Origin of the sequence: Yersinia alsatica, from assembly GCF_902170305.1 — a bacterium.
In the GTDB taxonomy this organism is placed as follows: Bacteria; Pseudomonadota; Gammaproteobacteria; order Enterobacterales; family Enterobacteriaceae; genus Yersinia; species Yersinia alsatica.
Window position 1 is genome coordinate 487,153 of sequence record NZ_CABHWW010000026.1, and the last position, 23,558, is coordinate 510,710.

Here is a 23,558-nt window from a genome sequence, read left to right on the forward strand (position 1 = left end):
ATGAAATTAGTGAGAAAGCTCTCTTTGGTGTTAGCTGCCGCAGTATTGGCGGGCTGTGCCACGGCACCGAAACCTATTTACAACTGGGATAACTACCAAACGACGATTTATGATTACTATAAATCGGATGCCAGCCCTGAACAGCAAATTGCTGCTTTAAAAGAGAATATTGAAAAGTCACGCGCGAAAAATATGCCAGTTCCTCCGGGCTTACATGCTCATTTGGGCATGCTGTATGGCAATACCGGGCATACAGATTTGGCGATGGCTGAATTCAATACCGAGAAAACGGCATTCCCTGAGTCTGCTCCGTTTATGGATTTCTTGATGAGCAAGGATAAAGGGGCATTTAAATGAAATCTATTTTCGCAATCTGTGCTGTTATGATGGCGCTACTGTTGACTGGTTGTGCCAAGCCAGTACAGCAGCAGGACTATTCTGCATTTAAGCAAAGCAAACCAAAGAGTATTTTGGTCTTGCTGCCGCAGAACCAATCACCAGAAGTGGCTGCCAGCCATGGTATGTTGTCTCAGGTCACTTACCCGTTAGCTGAAGCGGGCTATTACGTGCTGCCCGTTGCTGTCGTGGAAGAGACATTTAAGCAAAATGGCATGACAAATGCGGGTGACATCCATGCTGCCAGCCCAGCCAAACTGCATAAAATCTTCGGCGCAGATGCAGTGCTGTACATCACTGTGGTGCAATACGGTACCTCTTATCAGATTATCACCAGTGATACTCGTGTCACAGCGAATGCCAAACTGGTTGATTTGAGAACCGGAAAATTGTTGTGGAGCGGCAGTGCTACTGCGTCCAGTAATGAAGGCGATAACTCTTCTGGTGGTGTCATCGACATGTTGGTGCAAGCGGCGGTCACACAAATCAGCAATACACTGACTGATCATAGTCATGATATTGCTGGAGTTACCAGCACCCGAATGCTGACGGCAGGAACGCCTAACGGCATTCTGTACGGGCCGCGTTCACCCAATTACGGTAAAGATGCTAAGTAACTCTCTTTAGTGCCCATGTCCCCTGATATCACAGGGGGCATTTGTTCCGCGCAGTGACTAAAAATGCCTTTGGATGAAGCAATATATCCCTTAGGGATAGATAAAATGCTCAGTTAGTGATGTCTGTTTCCCCACTCTCGAAATCAGCCCTTTGCCAGTAATGTGGTGGTCGACGCGTCTGGTGGGGTAATGGGTAAGTATATTGCCCAACAGATGTACCTGGGTATCAAACGTGAAGACCTAACTGAAGATCAGCGATAAACTTAGGGCTAATATTTTTTGTTGTAGTAAAATTAACTTATGGAAAAGGATTTGCTATGTTTTTAATGAAATTAATTAAGCTTAATACAGTATTTATTTTGAGTTGTGCCATTTCAGGATGTGCAGTTAATATGACCAAATCGTTGGAGGATTACACTGGAAGTGATTCGGCAAGAATAAGAGTCAAAAACTATCTTCCACCACTGACATTAGAAATTTATGAAAAATCAGGTCAATGTTTTAAACTGGTAAGTACAAAATCTTTGACCGCAGGTATTAATCTTGTTGGCATAAAATCGACGTACAATAAGAAAATAACAGGAATGCGGCCTCCTTCTTCGGAAATGAATGGAATGGATTCGTTGGAGTATAGAATTAAATCTAATCAGCATATAAGAATAACATATAAGGAAGAAACATTTAGGTCGCAGTATAACCAAATAATCGCAACGCGTTGGATAGGTTTTGTTCCTGAAACAGGGCATGACTATGATATTTATGCAGTGAATTCTGGTGTTAAAATTGTTGATTTAAATCATACTGATGGTATTCCAAGGTATTGGGGAAAAGAGGATAAGGAGTGTAAATATGAAGATGGATTCTTTGGAAAGAAAAACTACTGAAAAATTAATATAGTTGCAAATATGACTATAGAATTTAATCTTCTGTTAGTTTAACGTTGATAATGATTCGCTGAGTAGTAATGAAATTCTCGAATCAATTAAATTGATTACCAGAAAATGAAAGACTGGATTTGGGATAGACTGCAGCTACTACTTTGAGTGCAGTGGAAACCTCCAGTTTTTCTGCATCCGTAATGCGAGGCTCAGTGTGCGGGTCACCTTTAATTACCAGTGACTTGTTACCCCATATCCAAAACTCGAAAATTACAACACCAAGATAATTAGTTTTGTTATAGATCTTGTCTACCGCTTCCGACTCCAATTAACTCAGACCTTAGCCTGATACCCATCAGTTAATGAAGTAAAAAATCAAGACTAGGTATTGATAGCGGGAGCATCATATTTAGTGCCAGTGGCACTTTATAAATACGTTGCTCCCCAGCCTCTTAAAAATAATCAAAAAGACGTCCGTTTATAAAGACGGTATTGCGGCTGCCAGAAATTCTTAATGATAGTTTCTTTCAGCATATCATCTGGGATCTCGTTTGCTACGCTGGCTAACTGAGCTTCTTTCGCGACGCTATAAGCAATGGCCTGTGTGACTTGCTGAATATCTTTAATATCCGGTAGCAGCGAGCCATTGCCATCACGAGCTTGGGGCGAGAAATCGGCCAGCGTCCGACTGGCGGCCATTAACATACTTTCCGTGACACGTCGTGCCTGGCTGGCAATAACACCCAGCCCTATGCCGGGGAAAATATAAACATTATTACATTGGGCAATAGGGTAGGCCTTATCCTTATAAACAATGGGTTCGAAGGGGCTGCCAGTGGCGATAATGGCATGACCCTCAGTCCAGCGCAGAATATCCTCCGGGCGAGCTTCCATGCGCGAGGTTGGGTTGGATAACGGCATAACAATGGGCTTTTGACAGTGGCAATACATTGTCCTGATCACTTCTTCACTGAATAATCCCGGTTGACCCGTGACCCCAATCAGCACTGTCGGCTTGACGTTCTGGATCACTTCTATAAGTGAGAATGTTTCACCTTGGCAATTCCAGCCTGTCAAACTTGAGCGTGGTTGCGCCAGATGCTGCTGGAAAGCCGCAAGATTAGTTTGGTCATCGGTTAACAGACCAAACCGGTCAACCATATAGATATTGGCGCGCGCTTGGGCGTCGGTTAAGCCTTCGGATACCATCTGTGCCACGATATGCTCAGCAATACCACATCCCGCAGAACCAGCACCAAGGAATACCACGCGCTGATCCCGTAGCTGATTATTTGCGGCGCGACTGGCGGCCATTAAGGTGCCCAACGTGACGGCGGCGGTGCCCTGAATATCATCGTTAAAGCAACAGAGCTGATCGCGATAGCGGTTTAGCAGTGGAATAGCCGTATGCTGGGCAAAATCTTCAAACTGTAATAATACATGGGGCCAGCGGCGTTTGACTGCGCTGATAAAGATATCAACAAACTCAAAATACTCATCGCCGCTAATCCGTGGATGACGCCAACCCATATAGAGTGGGTCATTAAGCAGCTGAGAATTGTTCGTTCCCACATCAAGTAAAATAGGCAGTGTTTGAGTTGGGCTGATACCACCGCACAAGGTATATAAGGAGAGTTTGCCTATTGGAATCCCCATTCCGCCAATACCTTGGTCTCCAAGACCGAGAATGCGCTCACCATCAGTTACAACAATCACTTTAATATTCTGCTTAGTCGCATTATGCAAAATATCATCAATCATATGCCTGTCAGGCCAAGAGATAAACAGCCCCCGAGCTCGGCGATAAATATCAGAAAAGTGCTCACAAGCATGGCCGACAACCGGGGTATAAATGATCGGCATCATCTCTGAAATATGCTTGCCGACCATATGGTAAAACAGTGTTTCGTTAGTATCTTGGATATTGCGCAGGTAAATATGGCGAGCAATATCGGACTTGATGTCGAGAAACTGTTGATAGGCCCGCTGCGACTGTTCTTCAATAGTTTCTACTGCCGCGGGCAGCAGCCCGCGTAAATTAAAAGTTTCCCGCTCATGACTGGTAAATCCACTCCCCTTATTTAACAGGGGAGTGTCCATCAATAACGTGCCCGTATAGGGAATATACAGTGATTCTTGGCTATCTTCATGAAACATATTAAATATCCAAATACTCAACGATGATGAAATGTTCTGAATTTAAAACAGCAGGTAATTAGCTATCATCATGGTGACGATGCCACCGATAGCCGGAATTAGCGTTCGTCTTACAATCATAAATGGAGAGCATTCACCAGCCTTACTGACGGCGATGATGATACCGGCTACCGGAGAAATAGATCGGCCCATCCCGGCCATTAACTGCATCGGTAGAATCATGGTAACTGCTTCTTGGCCGAATTTACTGGCGATAGAGGGTGCCATACCTGAGAAGGAGAAAAAGGCAGCGACACCAGAACCAGTTAATACTGCAGTTACACCGACCAGCAGCGTCATTAGAATTGTCATGCTGGCAAAGCCAAAACCGGCGTTTTGGACTGACTCCAGTAAATAGTCTATCGCCCCAATTTTCTGCATCCCTTGGGCATAAATATCAGCACAAACCAGTAAAGAAACGATGCTGGTAAACATGCTCCCCATACCTTTGAAGAAAACTTGAATGCCTTTACAACAGCCACGGAAATCACGTTTCACCAACAGGTCACAAACAAATGCCGTCAACGTACCGATAATCATGGCGGTGACCACATCTATTTTTATGGTATCAATAAATAACGGGCTGAATATCAGAACCAGAGCAACCGGGAAGATAGGTAATAATGCGTAGAAGGTAGGAACACGTGCTTCTTCGGTGTTTTCGGCGCTGTTAATATCTTGAACGACAACAGAATGACCATCTTTTTTATCGTAATATTTGGCGGTAAAGAAGACTAACACCGACACCACTAACATCACGGCAACAGCAATCGGCATCTGATAATGGACAAAATAGATTGCGGTTTCCATACCTGCGTGTTTTGCCGCGAGGTTAGCTGTCCCCACCGCAGGACCAAGATCCATAAAGGCACAAAGGCCAATCATTGAGGCTGCTGCGGCTTTACTCACACCTAAGCGCACCAGTACCGGGAAGAAAGTCACCAACAACAGCATGGCTAACCCGGCAGCACTGGAAATTGCCACGTGCAATAACTGTGCGCAAATATAGCCAATTGCCAGAATAAGGTAGGGGGCTTTAATCAGTTGTAGAGGGCGAATACAGGCATTAACCATGGCATTTGATGCTTTGATATGGTCCATATAGCTGGCAAAACCGCCGGCAGCCATAATGATCAAACCGATGCCAGCAACCTGAGTAGAGAGTGAGTTTTTTGCAAAGGCAAAAATATCAATCCAAACTGAACCGGTCGATTTCGCTTTATCGTATAAAATATCGTGTTCTGGGTAAAAAATAGCAGTGATAGTCAGTAATGAAATACCGGCTAACAACAGCACGGTTTGCGGTTGGTAATTCTTAATGATTAACCATGCAGCAATGATAGTAATCACTATTGCGATTATAAATGCAATCATGAGATGAGCCCTTTTTATTTGTTTTCCCGAGTGAAAAACCACAGTTAAATAAATCTTTTCAGATATATCTCAGGCGTGAACGGTTAATCTGTGTGCCTGTTTGCAATGTATCCATAGTAGAAGTAAGAAATCATTGGCAGAATGAGAAAATAGTTTTCTCACAGTAATTTGTGCGCGGTGTCTCATTCCTTGAAATTCTTTGTTACATCAATAAATGATTTCATTTTACCTATACTTTGCGTGATCATTAACAAGATATTTTTTCCGATAATATATTTATATGTTAGCTAGTCAATTTGAAGGTCAAGAGGCAATAATGAATGAAAATTAATAATTTGTTGACACTTGAGAAATATATTTCACAAACTATCCAATTAAATTCATTGACAGAATCAGAATGTCGCCTTGATGCATATATTCAAGGGCATTTTAACGAGCTGCCATTTCATGGCATTGTCGATCTCGCACGTAATGCCATGGTGAGTAAAGCAACTGTTGGGCGTTTTTTAAATAAATTGGGGTTTACCGGTTATTCGGCTTTCAGACGTGAACTGGAGGAAGCGCTGTCACAGCAAAAACTGGTACCGCCATTTGAGCTGGTATCACGGGCTCATGAGAAAGCCAAGGTCACCACCGCAGAGATAGTCTCTGAATTTAATAAGAATGTGACCATGCTGTTTGAGAGCTTCAAAGATAATATCGATATCGAGAGTCTGGATGAGTTTATCAGTCTTATTTTGGATACTGACAGACATCTCTATGTTATTGGGCCTTCTTCGTCTCATGCTATGGCTAAGCATTTCACCACCCTGGTTAAATACTTTAGGGACAAAGTGACGCTGCTTTCGGTGGATGTCGGTGATTTACCTAAAGATTTGCTTAATTTATCCAGTAAAGATGTTCTGATCACCTTTTCTTATTACCGGTTTAACCGAGTCGTGATTCGAGTAACAGAGTGGTTTCGCAAGAAGGATGCGGTAGTGGTGCTGATAACCAATTCAGAATCCAATCCCTATGGCAAATTTTGTAATCTACAGTTTGTGTTGCCAAGCGATGTACAGTCAGTTTTTAAAAGCAGAATTATCAGTTTCTTTTTTGTCGAACTCGTCCTGCATCTGGCCTATGAAAAAGGGGAAGGTGAGGGGAACTTTGAGCAGTTGGAAGAGCTATTTGTCTTTTTCGAACTCTTTTCTCCACTCCCTAAATAGGTGAGTAAAGATTCCCCCAAGGGCGATGCTTAGGGGAGTCTTTACTCTATCAACCGACCAAATTCTTTTCAGTGGCATCAAAGAATGCCAATGTTTCCTCAATCAATTCATCATTACAGCCAAGATAGGATGAGGGATCACAGGCGGTAATAATCTCTTCTTCTGTTAAGAATTCACGAATCTGAGCATTATTGAGCGCCAACTGCTGTAAATCTTGGGTACCATCAGCCTCTTTTAATAGATTTTTCATGATGTTGTAGCCCTGATCCCGGCCAATTTTGTCAGCCAATCTCATTGATACCGACTCCGACATAATGAAATATTTCGATATGTTGAAGTTGTCCGCCATGCGCTGTTTGTCAATCACCAAATGGCTGATAAGGCGGCAAGCACGATCAAGGCTGGTGGAGAGGCTTAACGCCGATTCAGGTAGCAGGGTCCAGTTTAATACGCGCATCGACGCGGCCCGCACATCCTGCTGATCCAGCAAATTGGTGGCACCAGAGGCATACATCCAGCCCATGCGAGACAGTGTTTGGATCATATTGCTGGCGCGAGGGTTGGTTTTGTGCGGCATAGTACTGGAGCCGCCGCCGCCTTCACCCTCTCTGACTTCTCCAAAGGATGGCCTTCCCATGGTTTCGACATCATTGGCAATCCGACACAGGGTACCGTGTACCAGAGCAAAAAACTGGACCACCTGCACCACGTTATCCTGACTGGCATTCATCATTCCTATAGGTGAAGATAAACCTAATAATTTCATTAAGTTATTTCGGGTCGCTATGCCGTCATGTCCCACGGAGGCGAGATTGCCCACCGCCCCGCCAAATAAACCGGTAATGGCAGTTGGGTAGAGATTATCAAGACGATGAATATGGCGGGTTAACTCACTCAGGTAACTACTGACCTGTAATCCCCAGGTGGTTGCTGAGGCATCTACAGAATTGGTTCTGGCCACCATCACGGTCGCTTTATGTTCCTGCGCCATAGTTTTTAAGCATTCGCCCAGTTCAATAAGCTGGCGGCGCAGCAACAGCAATGTCTGCTTCATTCTCATCGCTAGTGCGGAATCCAATAAATCCTGAGTCGTACAGCCCCAATGCAGATATTTTTTCACCAGCGGTGTACCGACATCCGTTATTTGGTCAACCAGCGGTTTTATCGCCATGCCAACGGAACGTGTCTCTGCGGCCAGTCGCGGCCAATCAACATTTAACGATTGGCAAGTAGCGACAATTTCTTCAGCGGCCTGTGCTGGAATTATATCTAATTCAGCCTGCACGCGGGCTACCGCCATTTCAAACTCCAGCCAGCAGCGAATTAAGTTTTCATCAGACCAAACCTGTTTCATTTCAGGGTGAGTGAACAAGGATGAATACAGTTCTGAATCAAATACTGAACTATGACTACCCTGCATTATTGACTCCAAAATAAGTAGATGAAAGATATCAGTGAGTTGTTTCTATTTATATCCAATTGATGACCGAAAGTCTGGTCTAAATTTCTGATCATAAAAATGAGAATATGAATTTCCCCTCTACTCGCCCCGTTTTATTCCTAAAAACGTGACAAACTTAACACAAAATACTTATTACCACCTTTTTATGGCGTGCTGCGGGAGAAATATTACTTAACTTTTATTTATCACTTATTAAATTGAACTGGGAAATAGTGATTTAAATCCTGTTTGAATAATTTTTTGAGCGGATTATCACGTTTTAAAGTGAGAAAGAAATATTCCCATACCTCACATTATTTTTTTGATCTTAATAATATTCACGATAAAAATGTTTTTTATCTTCTTATCAGTTGAGAGCTTCTGACTGGGGTGCTTTATTCGCTTTTAATTATAGGTAAATTATGAAAATTAAAATAATGCCGATTATGCTTTTAACCTGTATGAGTTCATCAGCCTTCGCGATGAATGTTTACAAGGATAAAGGAACGACGCTAGATATTTATGGACGCCTGGAGTATCAATTTGCTCATGGTGATTCTTCATTTGCCGGGGACGATGTACGAAATCAATTAGGCGGGCGTTTAGGTATCTATGTAACCCGCGACCTTTCACTGCTTGAAGATACTAAAATTATCGGCCGCCTGGAGTGGCAGTTACGTACCGAGAAAAACGACAATAAAACCAAAGATAGAGATCTGGATGCACGTTATGCCTGGCTCGGTTTATCTCATGCGCGCTACGGTGAATTAATTGGTGGCCGTACTCAGAACCCGCTATATCAGGTGATGAGAATGACTGATAAATATAAAAACTTTACACCAAATGTATATAACTACGGTATTAGCACCATTGATACGTCCTACCAATATAACCGTCAGGACGGTACTCTCCAATGGAATGGTCAATTTGATGGGCACCAGATTCAAGCGGCTTATGTTGCCGGTAATGCTAACAGCGACAATGAAGGGCTCGATAACGGCATGATGATTAGTTATCGAAAAATGATTAAATTTGGTGACTTGAAAATAACGCCAGCCATTGCTGCCAGTGAGTTTAACCGTAAAGATAACCCGCAGAAAAAGACTACTGATGGTCGCAAGAAACACCAGCAGATAATGGGTGGATTGCAGCTTGATTATAATGCTATGTCTCTGGCGATCACCGCAGGAAAGATCTCTATCGAGCGCGATAATAAATCTGATAATGATTATTTCAGCTTCGACTCAGTGGCCTCGTATCAGTTTAAAAATATTAAAATTCTAGGTGGATATAGCTTCCTGGATGAGGATGGTAAAGACATATATGAGAAAGAGGGCTGGAGAGCAGAAGCTCAGTTAACTGTGGCGAAGAATGCTTATCTCTCGTTGACCTATGACAAAGTGCTGGCGAATAACAATCTCAAAATAAACGATGATGCCATTATTCTCGGATTACGTTACGACTTCTAAGGATAAATATAATGAAAAAGCTAATGTTAATGTTGGCATGTGGGTTAATCACGATAGCCAGTGCTCGGGCGGATACGATTATTGCGCCGCAGCCTCAGGCGAAAATGGATGGCGAAAGGAAAACATTCGCGCTCTACGGAAATTCATATATGCATTACAACAATCATGTGAATACCCGACTGCGTGATTTAAGCCGTTCACTGTTATCCGATGAGGCTAAAGGATATGCCTTCCGTGGGATAACTATTTCCAGCGGACAATTAGGCTGGCATATCCCTAACTTGAGTTTCCAAAATTCGCTCCAGAAATGGGATGTTGTTGTTCTTCAGGGCAACTCTATGGAGCCTATTTCGGCTAAAGCAGACTCACGCCAATATTTTACTGACTCAGCCACTGCTATGGCGGATACCGCTCATAAAGCGGGATCTAAAGTTGTTTATTTCATGACATGGGCAAATAAGGATAAACAAGAGCAAACAGATAAACTGGCCAAAGCCTATATCGATATTGCCAGTAAAACCGGCGGGTATGTGGCTCCGATCGGTCTGGCATTTAGCCGTGCAATCAAAGCCCACCCAGAAATAGATTTGTATCACAGTGATGGTAATCATCCCTCTTTAGCGGGTACTTATCTGGCCGCCGCGGTGTTGTTTGCTACGATTTATGACCAATCCCCTGTTGGCGGCGCATTGCCAGTTGATAGTGACATGACAGAACAGACCGCCCGGGCGCTGCAACAAGTTGCCTGGGATACCGTGACGGAGTTCCGCCAACAAGGAAAATAAGCTCGGCAAGTCAACACACTGTTGAGATGCCCCCTTATCTGTCATTGGCTAAGAGGGGTATTTTGCTTGAAACTAGCAAAGTATCATTGGGATAAATATTGCGTGTGTCAGTGGATATTCAAATTGTTTCGCCAGGAATAACCTCGTGCACACAGCGAACCAAGGCCGCCGCCGCAGGGGAGAGCAGGGCTCCCTGACGAAAAGTTAGGCCAATTTCGCGGCGAGTAGCCACGAGGTTGATACGCAGTGGTATCAATATGCCCGCCGATACTTCGTAGTCCAATTGATGTGAGGAGACTGCCGCCACCATATCAGATCCCAGCAGCAGTGCCCGCACTACCGCCGGATCGCCGCTTTCCACTACGGGATGCGGTGGTTCAACCCCCATTCTCTGCAAAGCCTGCTCTAGCAAGAAGCGTGATGGCGCGGTTTCGCGTGGTAAAACCCATTGAATTTTGCGCAAATCCTGCTTGAGTACTTGTCGGCCAGCCAATGGATGCTGTGGTCGCGCGAGCAGAATCAATTCCTCTTCAAATAACACTTCATTTTGAATTTCCAGCAATTTCTCCTCTTTGCGCAAAGCACCAATAATAAAATCGATATTGCCAGCGCGCAGTTCGGTGATCAGTGCAGAAAAAGCGCTCTCATTAGTCACCACTTTGATGCCAGGGTGACGAGAAATTAATTTTATTAATGCTTGCGGCAAGAGGCGTGCACGGCTTAGTGGTAGTGCGCCGACATGCACAGTTCCAGTCAGCATCCCTTGTCTTGCGGCAATATCCTCTGGAATATGGCGAAGCTCATTCAGTGCTCGGCTGATATTAGCGGCAATTTCACGACCAGCAGGGGTGGGCATCATACCCTTAGGGGTGCGTTGAAATAATGCCACTCCAGCACCTTTCCCTAGAACTTTTAATGCAGCGCTCACGGCTGGCTGAGTAATACCCAAGGTGTTTGCCACACTTTGGGTGTGATTTAGGTTGTACAGGTGAAGAAAAATCTGCAAACGGCGCACGTTGAATAACCAAATAGGTTCAGTATCTTCACGGCGACGATCATCTTGTTGCTGCAATCGGTTCAGCAATGCAGGGATCTGATTCAACTCTACCAGTGCGCGCTGGGCTCGCGGCAGTATGCATTTTCCAATATCCGTCAAGAGCATGCCGTTACTGTGCCTTTCAAACAGTGACAGGGCTAAAGTGTGTTCAAGATCACGAATAGAGCGAGTGATTGCTGATTGCGTGCGAAATAAATCGTGTGACGCTCGGGATACAGTTCCTCGCTCTACCACCATGCAAAATGCTCTTATCTGCATAATATTAATCATATTTTCAGTTTTTGTTTTTCTCATCCCTCATGCTCATTCAGCTGTCTATTTTTTAACAACATAAATAAAAATCATAGCTAATGCAATGAAACGCACTGTCCCGTGTTAACTGGGCCATGCAAGGATGTTAAGTAGACAAAACAGCCAAAACAGGACATGAACATGGTAAATATTGCGAAAAAAAGTGCTCTGGTGGTCAGCGCTCACTCGGCAGATTTCGTCTGGCGGGCGGGAGGGGCTATCGCGTTACATGTTGAACAGGGCTATCAGGTACATATTGTTTGTCTCTCCTTTGGTGAGCGCGGTGAGTCCGCAAAATTGTGGCGCAAAGGCAACATGACCGAAGAGCGAGTTAAAGCAAGTCGCCGGATAGAGGCTGAAGCAGCTGCAAACATTCTCGGGGCTAGCATTGAGTTCTTCGATATGGGCGATTACCCGCTGCGGGCCGACAAAGAAACATTGTTCCGCTTGGCTGACGTATTTCGCCGGGAACAGCCTCATTTTGTACTAACACACTCCATCGCCGACCCCTACAACTATGACCATCCACTGGCCGCCAGTTTGACACAGGAAGCCCGGATTATTGCGCAAGCGGAAGGGTATCGTCCGGGTGAACAAATTATTGGAGCACCGCCGGTTTACTGTTTTGAGCCACATCAGCCGGAGCAATGCCAGTGGAAACCTGACGTATTGCTGGATATCACGTCGGTCTGGGCGAAAAAGTATGCCGCAATCCAATGTATGGCAGGCCAAGAACACCTTTGGGAATACTACACCCGCGTTGCGCTGCAACGTGGCGTTCAGGCAAAACGCAACGTCGGTATTGCTGACTCCCGTGTCATCACTTATGGCGAAGGCTATCAAAGCCTCTTCCCCCGTGTAACGGAGAATTTGTCATGAGTATCGTCGGTATGAAAGGGATTGCAGTACGAAATATCCAACGTGTTGACCCGTCATTATTGCCAAAATTTGCTGAATTCGGTGTGGCAACCGTACACGAAGCACAGCAACGGCAGGGGTTGCTGGATGCACGCATTCGGCCTATTCAGCAAGGGCACAAGATTGCGGGCAATGCCGTGACAGTACTGGTCACGCCCGGTGATAACTGGATGTTTCATGTGGCGGTGGAGTTGTGCCAGCCCGGTGATGTGCTGCTGGTCACCCCCACATCCCGCTGCCATGACGGCTTTTTTGGCGATCTCTTGGCAACCTCATTGCAAGCTCGCGGCGTGGTGGCATTAGTTGGAGATATTGGCATTCGCGACAGCGAAACCCTACGTGAAATGGGCTTTCCGGTATGGTCCAGTGCCATCTGGGCACAAGGCACAGTAAAAGCGACCCTCGGCTCCGTCAATATCCCCCTGATTTGTGCTGGTCAGTTAGTGACGCCAGGTGATGTCGTAGTGGCAGATGATGATGGCGTGGTGATCGTGCCACGGCTACAGGCAGCGAATGTGGCATATACAGCACAAAAAAGAATGAACCTCGAAGAGAGTAAACGTCAGCGTTTGGCGAGTGGAGAGCTGGGGTTAGATATATATCAAATGCGGGCGCAACTGGCGGAAAAAGGGCTGCGCTATGTCGATTCCCTCGATGACTTAGAGGTATAGCTCATCATGAAACAGACTTCTATCCCTTGCGTACTGATGCGCGGTGGAACCTCGAAAGCGGCTTTTTTTCTGGCGACTGATCTGCCCGCTAACCCCGCGCTACGGGATCGCGTGCTACTGGCTGTCATGGGCTCACCTGATCCGCGTCAAATTGATGGACTGGGTGGCGCAGATCCACTCACCAGTAAGGTAGCGATCATCAGCTCCTCAGCACGTGCTGAAACCGATGTGGACTACCTGTTTGCTCAGGTCAATGTCGATAAAGCTATCGTCGATTACGGGCAGAACTGCGGAAACATTTTGGCGGCAGTCGGCCCCTTCGCTATCGAAAAAGGGTTAGTACCCATTCAGGCAGCACGAACGCTGGTTCGTATTCATATGGAAAATACCGGTCAGGATGCGGAAGCGGTGGTGCAAACGCCGGAAGGTTATGTGGAATATGACGGTGAGGTGCGTATCGACGGCGTGCCCGCTAGCGCTGCCGGATTGGTACTTAATTTCTGCGATGTTGCCGGTTCCAGTTGCGGGGCTTTACTTCCGACTGGACAAGTACGTGACAGTATCAATGGGGTGGATGTGACCTGTATCGACAATGGCATGCCGGTTGTCGTTCTGCGTGCTGCTGATGTTGGTCGCACTGGTTACGAAAGTCGCGAACAGTTGGATCAAGACAGCGAACTGAAGGCTCGGCTAGAGGCAATTCGCCTTATTGCAGGGCGGAAAATGAATCTGGGAGATGTCACCTTACGCACGGTACCCAAAATGACCCTAATTGCCACTGCTACTTCCGGTGGGACTATCGCGACACGTACTTTTATTCCCCACCGCTGTCACGCTTCAATCGGTGTACTTGGTGCTGTCAGCGTGGCAACAGTTTGTTTGCTGCCAGGTAGCGTAGCCGAGGATATGGCCGTGGTCACTTCAGCTCAGGACCTGCGTATCTCTGTTGAACACCCCAGTGGCGAATTCAGTGTGCTATTGAGCCGTAATACTGAGGGCGAGGTCATTAAAAGTGGGTTAATTCGCACTGCACGCCTGCTATTTGATGGCCGTGTCGCTATATCAGGCTCTGTTTGGGGGGGCCATTGATGACCAATAAACTTACCTCACTACGGGAAAAATAGGCGGGAGTAATTCGTCTGACCGTTACCTACAAAGTTCCAATATCACTACACTCTAAAAAGAGGAACTGCATTATGAAAGATAGAATCTGGAAACTCGGCGTGCTGGTGGCCATCCCACTAGTGATATGGTTTATCCCTCCCCCCGAAGGTTTGACTGCATCCTCATGGCGGCTGTTTGGTTTTTATCTGGCTGCGATTTTCGGTCTTATTTTAAAACCATTCTCGGAAGCGGTTGTTTTGCTCGGTGTGGTCGGGTTTGCCGGTTTTTTCCTTAATAATACGACTCAACTGCTTGGTGGATATGCCTCATCAACAGTGTGGTTGGTATTTGCAGCCTTCGGCATCAGTGTTGCTTTTGTCAAAACAGGGTTAGGACGGCGCATTGCTTTTCTGATGATCAGGGCTTTTGGTAGTACCACGTTGCGGCTCGGTTATGTAACAGCATTTTTGGAATTTGTTATTTCACCAGTAACCCCCTCTAATACAGCGCGCAGTGGTGGTATTGTTTTTCCGATAATCCACTCGGTAGTGAAAGCCTTGGGTTCGGAGCCTGGTGAAACGGCAAAGAAAGCCGGTTCTTATTTGATGTCTAACATCTACTTCGTAATGAAAGTCAGTAGCTTTATGTTCATCACGGCGATGGCACCCAACTTGCTGACCGCAGATTTTGCCGCTCAAATATTGGGTGTAAATTTGGACTGGGGTGTCTGGGCATTGGCGATGATCGTCCCCGGTTTGTTGCTATTGTTGATTGTTCCGGCTATTGGCTATTACATGGATAAGCCAACACTGACCAAGATCGATAATAAAAAAATTGCAGCTGAGGGTCTGGCAGAACTCGGGCCGATGACTAAAAAAGAAAAAATCTTAGTGGCTATTTTTGTCTTTGCTCTTATTGGTTGGGCTTTACCGTCCCTGTTGGCTCAAGGGACAGGAATTACACTTAATATTGATGCTACTGCGGTTGCCATGGTCGCAATGGTGTTGTGCTTCCTGCTAGGGATTATTAAGTGGGATGATCTGCTTAACAACAAAGGTGCTTGGAATACCTTGCTGTGGTTCGGCGGTATTATTGGTTTGGCTTCGGCACTGAATAAAGCCAAAGTGTTTGACTGGCTGGCGGAGACCCTACAAAACAATATCGATTTTGGAAACAATCCCTACTTAACCTTAACCATTATTGGCTTCCTCAGTATCATCGTGCGTTATTTCTTTGCCTCAGCCAGCTCTTATGCCATTGCTATGCTGCCAGTATTTCTTACTGTGGGCAAGGTGGCTGGCGCTGACCCAATGGCGCTGGCGCTGGTGTTAGCAGCGACAAACTCTTACGGTGGTTCATTGACACATTATGGAGGCGGTGCTGCACCCATTATCTTTGGTGCCGGTTATAGCGACGTCAAAACATGGTGGACTTCAGGGGCTGTGATTGCGATGGCTTGTTTCGTGGTAACAATGACGGTGGGCTTCGTGTGGTGGCAATTATTGGGTTTTGTTAAATAGCGGTTTAAGCTCAAATAATAGGCAAAAAAAACCCTTACCAATCTCATTTGGTAAGGGATGCCAATTCGGCCAACACCAGGGAAACATTATAACCGTTTATTTATCATACGATTAATTTGAGTTAATGACATGACTTAAGTCAAGTTTATCAAGATTACATTAATTTGTTTAATGTTTATTATGCCATTAAAGGTTTTTTTTTCGTTCTGAGGTTATTGATGCTGTTGCACAAGGGCGTTAGTGAGCCATGTTAGCAGTAAAATAAATATGATAATTAGATTAAAATTATTTAATAACAGACAGTTAAATGAAGAATGATAGTGCTGTGGGATGGCATATTGGTCTGAAGGTTAAACTGGCAGGATGGTTATTGGATATGGAATTTAGATTTCAGAAGGATAGTAGCCATCTGAATGTAAAGCCATCCAGACGGCAGGGTAAAACTTGGTGTTGGTGGACTAAAGTCCCTGGTATTGGCGAAAATATATTCATTGCAGACTAACTTTCTTAGCATTAGTGCGCTAAGATATTAGTTCTATTATATTTGAAACTAATTCTGTAAAGCAAAAACAGTTTAATTAACATAGGGCTATAATAATAGCTGACCTTAAGTCTAGCTTCCAAAACTATCCTTTGGTCTAGGTTTTTTTTCGTTTTATGTTGTTAGCTAATTTCATATAAGAAATTTCTGTGAGGATATCTTATACCGTATTTTCTATTGAAAACAATGTGATAAAATTGTACTGTGGCACTACGCATCAGGTAAATTTGGTTTGTTATGATAATTGATTATTTTGATAATGAAAGTATTAATGAAGACATCAGAAACTATATTCAAAGAAGAATAAAGTCTTATGGTGATCTTCGTTATTCTTATTTAGTTATGAATAAGAAAACACCGTTGCATCCTACAATTATCTCTAACTATCCATTGGATTGGGTAAAAAAATACAAAAAAAATAGTTATCATCTTATTGATCCAGTTATTTTGACGGCGAAAGACAAAGTTGCCCCCTTTGCATGGGATGACAACTCGGTTATCAACAAGAAATCAACAGATTCGGCAGTATTTAAGCTAGCCAGAGAATATAACATTATTAATGGTTATACTTTTGTACTCCATGATAATAGTAACAATATGGCTACGCTAAGTATTTCTAATGGTAGCGACGATAGTATCTATTTTGATGAAAGCATTGAAACAAATAAAGAAAAAATCCAAATGTTGCTCATTCTTACCCATGAGAAAATGTTAGGGCTCTATCATAATAGTACCGAAAAAAATGAATCAGGCTCTAATAAAATAGAGCGGGATATATTCTCTCCTAGAGAAAACGAAATATTATATTGGGCCAGTGTAGGTAAAACTTATTCTGAAATATCAATTATATTAGGAATAAAAAGAAGTACAGTTAAGTTCCATATTGGTAATGTTGTCAGAAAACTTGGCGTTTTAAATGCCAAGCATGCAATAAGACTTGGCATCGAGTTAAAATTAATTAAATCTATTTTATGATATTGGGTACTGTCAGTGGCCAATTTTCAAGAATACCAGGCTCAATTTGATGTATTCTGCGTATTTTATTTATGAGTTTTTGTTGGCTATCAACATCGACACCAAGATGTAAAAGATAAATGACTTCATTTTTCTCTGACTCACCTTGGTTTACTACCGTGATATTCCAGCCGGAACGTTTAAGTAGCACAAACATACCGCGACTGACGACTGTTAATATCCCTTTATACCCATGGTCTTTAGCATAATTAACCATAGCTAAAAAAAGTATTGTGCTAAGAGAACTATTATTACCTACCATATCTCTTGCTAATGCTTTCTCAACAAAAAAGCGACTGGATTCAATAAATCCATCAATCGGCAAGTCAATATCAGCAAAGTAAGGTGAGAATGGTCCGGTGATCATTGTCGGATATTTCATCTCAACAAATCGGACACTGCAGACAATAGTGTCGTCTATGGTGCCCAATATATAGTTGGTATTCTCATCATCATATTGGTCGCTTTCTTTGCCATCAATGCAAGTTACTTTCCAGTCGAGTCGATCTTTAAATGTTATTTTTCTGAGTGAAAAGACCTCGTCTAACTTTCTTTCAGGCATATTATTAAAGTTTACGTTAAAGAGTTTTAACATAATAAAAACCAAAGTTATTTAATTAAAACAACATCGTACACGATCTTTGCCTGTCAGTGCAAACATTGAACGATGCTAAATTTTCAGGTGAATGGTAAATAAAAGTCCACATCACTGTACAATTATTCGGCAGGCGACTCAACCTTTCACACCTTTTTGGGCTTGATATGGGCTATTGGTGCGATGTAATTGGATTGCCTCAATCTTTTTAGAGAAAAAGTGACATCAGACAGGACTTTTTGGTGAGAAATGGTTATAACGAAACAATGTTTCATTTCTTTATCGAAAAGGATGTTGACGTGGACAGTAGTCCTCCGCTTTTTACCAATAAAAAATTTGTTTTTCTTGTGGCGACTTTCTGTTGTTTACTTTGGGGCAGCGCTTATCCTGCTATTAAAAATGGTTATGCGCTATTTCATATCGCGCCAGATGATATTCCGAGCAAAATGGTGTTTGCCGGGTATCGTTTTTTATTGGCCGGCATTGTGTTACTTCTTTTTGCTATTGCTAGTGGTAAAGCCATTGGTCGCCTTAAAAAAGGCCAATATAAGCAAATTGCTATTTTGGGGTTAACACAGACCGCTTTGCAGTATGTATTTTTTTATATTGGTCTGGCATATACCACCGGAGTCAAAGGTTCGATTATGAATGCAACAGGCACATTTTTTAGTGTGCTATTAGCGCATTACATTTATAAAAATGACCGGCTAACATTCAATAAAATCATTGGCTGTGCATTGGGCTTTGCCGGTGTCATGGTGGTTAATTTCGGCTCCGACTTGATGGATTTTAATTTTTCCCTGATGGGGGAGGGTTGTGTTGTATTGGCAGCTTTTATTCTTTCGGCGGCCAGTATTTATGGTAAACGAATCTCACAAACCATGGATACGACGGTGATGACAGGTTACCAGCTGGCTATTGGCGGACTGGTCTTGACGGTTGGTGGCTATCTATTCGGTGGTAACTTGAGTGAGTTTGGTTGGCAGGCACTATTATTGCTGGCATATCTGGTGCTGTTATCGTCGGCCGCATTTGCTTTATGGAGCTTATTGCTCAAATACAACCGGGTTGGCATGGTGGCCCCATTCAATTTCCTCATTCCGGTTTCTGGTGCGGTTCTGTCGGCCATTTTCCTGAACGAAAGTATTTTAGAATGGAAAAATGCTATTGCGTTGGTCCTGGTTTGCGTGGGGATTATCTTGGTTAATCGGATTAAACAGAGCAAAACCTAGTTTTTCACCTTGAATAACAAGACTATTATTTAAAGTACACACATTATTTGCCTCTTTATTCTGCCCAGAACTACACTAATAAGTCACTGCCAGCAATTATTGCTAGTGATAACTATCTGGCCCACACACCACAATGATTGCGGTGCGTGGGTCTCTAAAGAGGGCAAAATCATGCTGATTCAGCCTTATCTGTTTTTTAATGGCAACTGCGAAGAAGCGGTCAACTTTTATGCCCGGCAATTAGGGGGCGATGTGGTTGCCATGATGCGTTATAAAGAAATTCCCAACCCTGAGAGTTGTCCTCCCAATACTGATCCTGAGTCCATCATGCATGCCCGTCTGCAAATCGGTAGCAATGTCATTATGGCCTCTGATGGTTGCCCTGATGAGGGTGATAGCCCACATAAAGGTTATTCACTTTCAATTAATGTGGCAGATATGGGCAAAGGTGAAGATCTGTTCAAGCGTTTATCTGAAGGGGGGCAGGTGATTATGCCGTTTGGTGCGACATTCTGGGCCAAAGGCTTCGGCATGCTGACCGACAAATTTGGTGTGGGCTGGATGATTAATGTCGAATGACAATGATTGAGCGATAATTTGGGCATGCCACCGTGAGTTGTGGCATGCCTAAGATAATAAGTAACGAGGAAATCAGGCTTTATCCGTCACAATTTTAACCCCAACGCGGCTGACACGATCAGAGTCCATTTCGGCAATTGTCCAAGTCAGGCCATCCCACTCAATCTGATCACCAATAACCGGTTCACCACCAAAGAGATAGAGCACGAATTGGCCCAGAGTTTGCTGCTTATCGATGCCAGGCTCCAGATTAAGGCCATAAATCTGGGAGATGTCATGGAGTTTTGCATCCGCATCTAGAATGAAATCACCAAAGAAACGCTCATCCAACTGGATACTAGGCGACTGACTAAACAGTTTCCCCAATGCCGGTAAGTCATGCTCCTGACCGATAACACACAAGATATCGCCTTCTTTCAGGCGGGTGCTGCCGGTTGGATGCAGCAAGTCCTTGCCACGAAACAGTGCTGCAATTCGGGTTTCTTGCGGCATTTTCAAGTCACGCAAGGCGGCACCGATGCACCATTTGTCGGAGCTTAGTTGATAAATAAACTGCTCCCACTGATTATTTTTATCAATATCTAAACCAATCCGCGCGACCGGAGCCAAGGCCGGAGGCACCACGAGTTTTGTCTTGCGTGCGGCAAATGACAAACTGGTCCCTTGCAATAGTAGTGAAACCAGCACGACAAAAAAGGCGACATTAAAGAATAGATTTGCATTGGGTATTCCCGCCATCATTGGGAATACAGCCAAAATAACCGGCACTGCGCCACGCAAGCCCACCCATGAAATAAAGATTCGCTCACGCAAATTAAAGCTTGGGAATGGCAGCAAACCAATGAATACCGACAGCGGGCGGGCAAACAGAATCATCCACAAGGAGAGGATCAGCGCCGGAATGGCAATCGGTAACAACTCACTCGGATTAAGCAGCAGCCCCAAGACGACGAACATGCCAATCTGACTGAGCCATGCCAGGCCGTCAAAGGTTTGTAAAATTCCAGCCCGGTTACGGATGGGGCGGTTGCCGAGCAACAGGCCGCAGAGATAGACCGCCAAGATGCCGCTACCATTCATTGCGGTGGTGAGTGCAAAGACTAAAATCCCGCCGCTGACCGCCAGTAGTGGGTATAAACCATTCGGTAATTCTATCCGGTTGATCAGCAAGAGCAGTAATCCGCCGCCACTCAGCCCGATGAAAATCCCTAAACCAAATTGCTGAATTAAGTGCACCAAGAACATCCAACTGAGGCTGCTTTCACCGGCGGAAATCATGGCAATTAAGGTTATGGTTAAAAATACCGCCATTGGATCATTGCTGCCCGATTCTATCTCCAGAGTTGCACTGACGCGCTCATTGAGGCCTTTGCCACCTAATAGGGAGAATACGGCTGCCGCATCCGTGGAACCTATGATGGCACCGATTAATAAGCCTTGAATAATATCTAGGTTGAATAGCCAAGCCGCCGCCAAACCGGTCAGGCCTGCGGTGATTAACACACCCACCGTGGCTAGTGAGAGAGCCGGCCAGAGCGCGACGCGGAAGGATGAAGCCCGGGTGCGCATACCACCATCAAGTAGAATTACCGCCAAAGCTAGGTTACTGACCAAATAGGCGGCGGGATAGTTATTGAAAGCAATGCCACCAATGCCATCGGTCCCCGCCAACATACCGATGCCGAGAAAGATAACCAGGATGGGAATACCTAACCGAGAAGAGAGTGAGCTCAGTAAAATACTGGCTCCTACCAGCACAGCGCCGATCAAAAAAAGGCTATTAATAGTGATGGCGTCCAAGGTGGAAGATCTCCTGATGTAAACGAAATAAATGAAGGGCGAGCAAAATTATTATACACAGATTTGCTGGAATCGATGGGAAGATATGACCTAATTCAATGTGTTATTGACGCCGTAATGACAATGACTTTGGGGAAGGAAAGAGGACAAGAGCAGAATTGTACAGATAACCGCCAGGTCGCTCACCTTTAATCGCCCAGCGGGGAATCAAGGGTGAGCGTTGGTTTATAAACTAGTCACGTTTTAAGGTTGCTAATGCTCTGCGTAGGGCCTCGCTGGTGACTATTTTTTCCTGCTCAGGCAGGGTATCGACAGAAAGTTGTGACAGCTCATGGACTAATACACTGCGATCTTTACCCGTTATCGCGCTGTCCAGTGCACCGCTTAGGCGGCTGACCAAGGCCAACAGGGCGCTGAACTCGGTGATGGACGTAGTATCAGATGTGGGATTATTCTCAACAGATTCTTGCTTATTCATCACAATTCCTCTTTTTGTTGTCACTGCAAGTGAAACAAATCCTGCTAAGGAATCAACAGGATAGTTGCTCTGAAAACAGAGCGCACAGTGAGGCACTTGCCATCCCGCATCTACATGATGGTTTGACAGTGTAGCGGTTTTATGGCCAAAACGGTATGTAGATGCATAGATTGCTTAGCAATAACATTATTCGTTTGGATAATACTTTGATTACGCCGTTTGCTGCTGTGGCTTTCCAGAAAACAAGAATTTCAGCACAGGAATACGGCGATGAACCTCGTATAGCACAAACGAAATCAGACAAACAAAGACCATTCCAAGTATGAAACCCAGGCCATTATTGTCAATTTGTGGCGTAATAAAGGCACCATATATTAAGGTTAATGGGTGATGTACCAGATAGATGAAGAGCGAGGCGTTAACCAGATAAGTGATACGTGGTGACGGATAATTGAGCAGTCGATGTCCAAAAGAGTAGACAACGTTTGTCATGGTAACGCCCATTAATGCTTTGATAATAAGGTCCAACTCGAAAGCAAAAAACTCAGAAGTATTAATGTGTTGGTTCAGATAATAAGCACAGAACAATAGTACTGAGGCCACTAACGCACCCGGTGAAAACCTGAGAAATACCTGCTTAAGTGGAGGATAGATAAAACTGTAGGCACCCAGCAAAAAGAAAGGCAGATAAAATAGTGTCTCCATAACAAAGAAATTGAAGACGCTATTAAAGAGTATTTCTGGGTTAAGGAGAAATATGATCCGGCGTATTACTGAATAAATAAATACAAATAGAAACAATGATAGTGAGATTTTTCCTATATTATTCATCCCCTTTATCACCGCAGGAACTGCATGTTTTTTATTCTTCATTTTCTGGAACAGATAAAAGCAGATACCGGTCAGTAATGCGAGGGTTAACAAAAACCATAAGTGCGAAACAACTTCCCAAATAGCAATATTTATTTTTTGATAAATTGTAAATGAATTCCAATCTTGTAATTTATCGGTGTAGTTCTTGAGCAAGAAGAACTGTGGCAATGTAATGAGTGGGATGGCGGTAACTAACGGAATAACCACACGCTCCAGGCGGACCTGGAGCCAGCGCTGGCGCTCATAACGCTGATATAACATGAAGGAAAAATAGCCTGAAATAACAAAAAAAACCTGCATGCGAAAGGCATGAATGAAATCATTCAGTATAGTGAATAGCAGTGACGGGTGGCTGCTGTTAACGGCCCAATGATTGCTGGAGTATATAAGAGAAAGATGAAAAGGAATGCCGAGTAACATCAAATAGGCGCGTATTGCGTCTAGAAAGTACTCCCGCTGGTTAGTGTTTTTTTTCATACTTATTCGCTATTTGTTATCGGAATTAGAATAACGTATCTGAT

General features: G+C 44.2%; 21 protein-coding genes. 13 read left to right on the forward strand and 8 right to left on the reverse strand.

Annotation, left to right across the window (positions count from 1 at the left end):
* From FTA96_RS16260 to FTA96_RS16270, 3 genes are all read left to right on the forward strand, one after another.
* The gene (locus FTA96_RS16260) at positions 1-357 is read left to right on the forward strand and encodes a DUF4810 domain-containing protein (protein WP_050109013.1); all 357 of its coding nucleotides are present in this window, start codon (positions 1-3) and stop codon (positions 355-357) included.
* A complete protein-coding gene (locus FTA96_RS16265; protein WP_050135525.1) occupies positions 354-1,013 on the forward strand; it encodes a DUF799 domain-containing protein in 660 nt (219 codons plus the stop codon). Before FTA96_RS16260 ends, FTA96_RS16265 begins: the two co-directional genes overlap by 4 nt.
* Positions 1,014-1,330: 317 nt before the next feature.
* On the forward strand, positions 1,331-1,897 hold the full coding sequence (locus FTA96_RS16270; protein ID WP_050135523.1) for a hypothetical protein: 567 nt from the start codon (positions 1,331-1,333) through the stop codon (positions 1,895-1,897).
* A 456-nt stretch (positions 1,898-2,353) separates the two neighbouring features.
* Here FTA96_RS16270 and FTA96_RS16280 read toward each other — a convergent pair whose 3' ends face one another.
* Together FTA96_RS16280 and dcuC are read right to left on the reverse strand one after the other, a co-directional pair.
* Positions 2,354-4,048 carry an NAD-dependent malic enzyme gene (locus FTA96_RS16280; RefSeq protein WP_050135519.1) on the reverse strand — a complete coding sequence of 565 codons (1,695 nt, stop codon included), beginning with the start codon at positions 4,046-4,048 and terminating at the stop codon, positions 2,354-2,356.
* A 42-nt stretch (positions 4,049-4,090) separates the two neighbouring features.
* The gene (gene dcuC, locus FTA96_RS16285) at positions 4,091-5,461 is read right to left on the reverse strand and encodes a C4-dicarboxylate transporter DcuC (protein ID WP_050121037.1); all 1,371 of its coding nucleotides are present in this window, start codon (positions 5,459-5,461) and stop codon (positions 4,091-4,093) included.
* Between the two features lie 320 nt (positions 5,462-5,781).
* Here dcuC and FTA96_RS16290 point away from each other — a divergent pair, with 320 nt between their 5' ends.
* Positions 5,782-6,669: a MurR/RpiR family transcriptional regulator gene (locus FTA96_RS16290; protein ID WP_050109018.1), complete on the forward strand. Its 888-nt coding sequence runs from the start codon at positions 5,782-5,784 to the stop codon at positions 6,667-6,669.
* A 49-nt stretch (positions 6,670-6,718) separates the two neighbouring features.
* On the opposite strand, the gene FTA96_RS16295 is transcribed toward FTA96_RS16290, so the two are convergent.
* On the reverse strand, positions 6,719-8,089 hold the full coding sequence (locus tag FTA96_RS16295) for a class-II fumarase/aspartase family protein (RefSeq protein WP_050109019.1): 1,371 nt from the start codon (positions 8,087-8,089) through the stop codon (positions 6,719-6,721).
* Positions 8,090-8,532: 443 nt separating this feature from the next.
* Here FTA96_RS16295 and FTA96_RS16300 point away from each other — a divergent pair, with 443 nt between their 5' ends.
* On the forward strand, positions 8,533-9,579 hold the full coding sequence (locus tag FTA96_RS16300) for a porin (RefSeq protein WP_050109020.1): 1,047 nt from the start codon (positions 8,533-8,535) through the stop codon (positions 9,577-9,579).
* An 11-nt stretch (positions 9,580-9,590) separates the two neighbouring features.
* Positions 9,591-10,364 (forward strand): SGNH/GDSL hydrolase family protein, encoded by a 774-nt coding sequence (locus FTA96_RS16305; RefSeq protein ID WP_050135515.1) that lies wholly within the window; start codon positions 9,591-9,593, stop codon positions 10,362-10,364.
* Between the two features lie 118 nt (positions 10,365-10,482).
* Here the strand turns inward: FTA96_RS16305 and FTA96_RS16310 are convergent, their stop codons facing one another.
* Positions 10,483-11,715 carry a LysR family transcriptional regulator gene (locus tag FTA96_RS16310; protein ID WP_087819094.1) on the reverse strand — a complete coding sequence of 411 codons (1,233 nt, stop codon included), beginning with the start codon at positions 11,713-11,715 and terminating at the stop codon, positions 10,483-10,485.
* 138 nt (positions 11,716-11,853) lie between these two features.
* Here FTA96_RS16310 and galB point away from each other — a divergent pair, with 138 nt between their 5' ends.
* The 5 genes from galB to FTA96_RS16335 all read left to right on the forward strand — a co-directional run bounded on the left by galB (position 11,854) and on the right by FTA96_RS16335 (position 17,441).
* Positions 11,854-12,591, forward strand: coding sequence for a 4-oxalmesaconate hydratase (galB, locus tag FTA96_RS16315; RefSeq protein WP_087819093.1), 738 nt, complete (start codon positions 11,854-11,856; stop codon positions 12,589-12,591).
* Complete coding sequence (locus tag FTA96_RS16320) at positions 12,588-13,301, forward strand: 4-carboxy-4-hydroxy-2-oxoadipate aldolase/oxaloacetate decarboxylase (RefSeq protein WP_050135511.1); 714 nt, start codon at positions 12,588-12,590, stop codon at positions 13,299-13,301. The genes galB and FTA96_RS16320 overlap by 4 nt, the downstream gene beginning before the upstream one ends.
* 6 nt (positions 13,302-13,307) lie before the next feature.
* Positions 13,308-14,390: a 4-oxalomesaconate tautomerase gene (locus FTA96_RS16325; protein WP_145534808.1), complete on the forward strand. Its 1,083-nt coding sequence runs from the start codon at positions 13,308-13,310 to the stop codon at positions 14,388-14,390.
* A gap of 107 nt (positions 14,391-14,497) precedes the next feature.
* Entirely contained in the window at positions 14,498-15,925 is a 1,428-nt protein-coding gene (locus FTA96_RS16330; RefSeq protein ID WP_050121046.1) for an anion permease, read from the forward strand.
* Between the two features lie 778 nt (positions 15,926-16,703).
* The gene (locus tag FTA96_RS16335; RefSeq protein ID WP_050109023.1) at positions 16,704-17,441 is read left to right on the forward strand and encodes a helix-turn-helix transcriptional regulator; all 738 of its coding nucleotides are present in this window, start codon (positions 16,704-16,706) and stop codon (positions 17,439-17,441) included.
* Here the strand turns inward: FTA96_RS16335 and FTA96_RS16340 are convergent.
* Positions 17,431-18,075, reverse strand: coding sequence for an acyl-homoserine-lactone synthase (locus tag FTA96_RS16340; RefSeq protein WP_050121047.1), 645 nt, complete (start codon positions 18,073-18,075; stop codon positions 17,431-17,433). The genes FTA96_RS16335 and FTA96_RS16340 overlap by 11 nt on opposite strands.
* Positions 18,076-18,374: 299 nt before the next feature.
* Here FTA96_RS16340 and FTA96_RS16345 point away from each other — a divergent pair, with 299 nt between their 5' ends.
* Positions 18,375-19,307, forward strand: coding sequence for a DMT family transporter (locus tag FTA96_RS16345; RefSeq protein ID WP_050109025.1), 933 nt, complete (start codon positions 18,375-18,377; stop codon positions 19,305-19,307).
* A 171-nt stretch (positions 19,308-19,478) separates the two neighbouring features.
* Positions 19,479-19,886 (forward strand): VOC family protein, encoded by a 408-nt coding sequence (locus FTA96_RS16350; protein ID WP_050135503.1) that lies wholly within the window; start codon positions 19,479-19,481, stop codon positions 19,884-19,886.
* A gap of 72 nt (positions 19,887-19,958) precedes the next feature.
* Here FTA96_RS16350 and FTA96_RS16355 read toward each other — a convergent pair whose 3' ends face one another.
* The 3 genes from FTA96_RS16355 to mdoC form a co-directional block, all read right to left on the reverse strand.
* Positions 19,959-21,686, reverse strand: a complete 1,728-nt coding sequence (locus FTA96_RS16355; protein WP_050109027.1) for a potassium/proton antiporter — start codon at positions 21,684-21,686, stop codon at positions 19,959-19,961.
* A gap of 232 nt (positions 21,687-21,918) precedes the next feature.
* A complete protein-coding gene (locus FTA96_RS16360; protein ID WP_050135501.1) occupies positions 21,919-22,164 on the reverse strand; it encodes a hypothetical protein in 246 nt (81 codons plus the stop codon).
* 210 nt (positions 22,165-22,374) lie between these two features.
* On the reverse strand, positions 22,375-23,514 hold the full coding sequence (mdoC, locus tag FTA96_RS16365; RefSeq protein WP_050109029.1) for a glucans biosynthesis protein MdoC: 1,140 nt from the start codon (positions 23,512-23,514) through the stop codon (positions 22,375-22,377).
* Between the last annotated feature and the right edge of the window lie 44 nt (positions 23,515-23,558).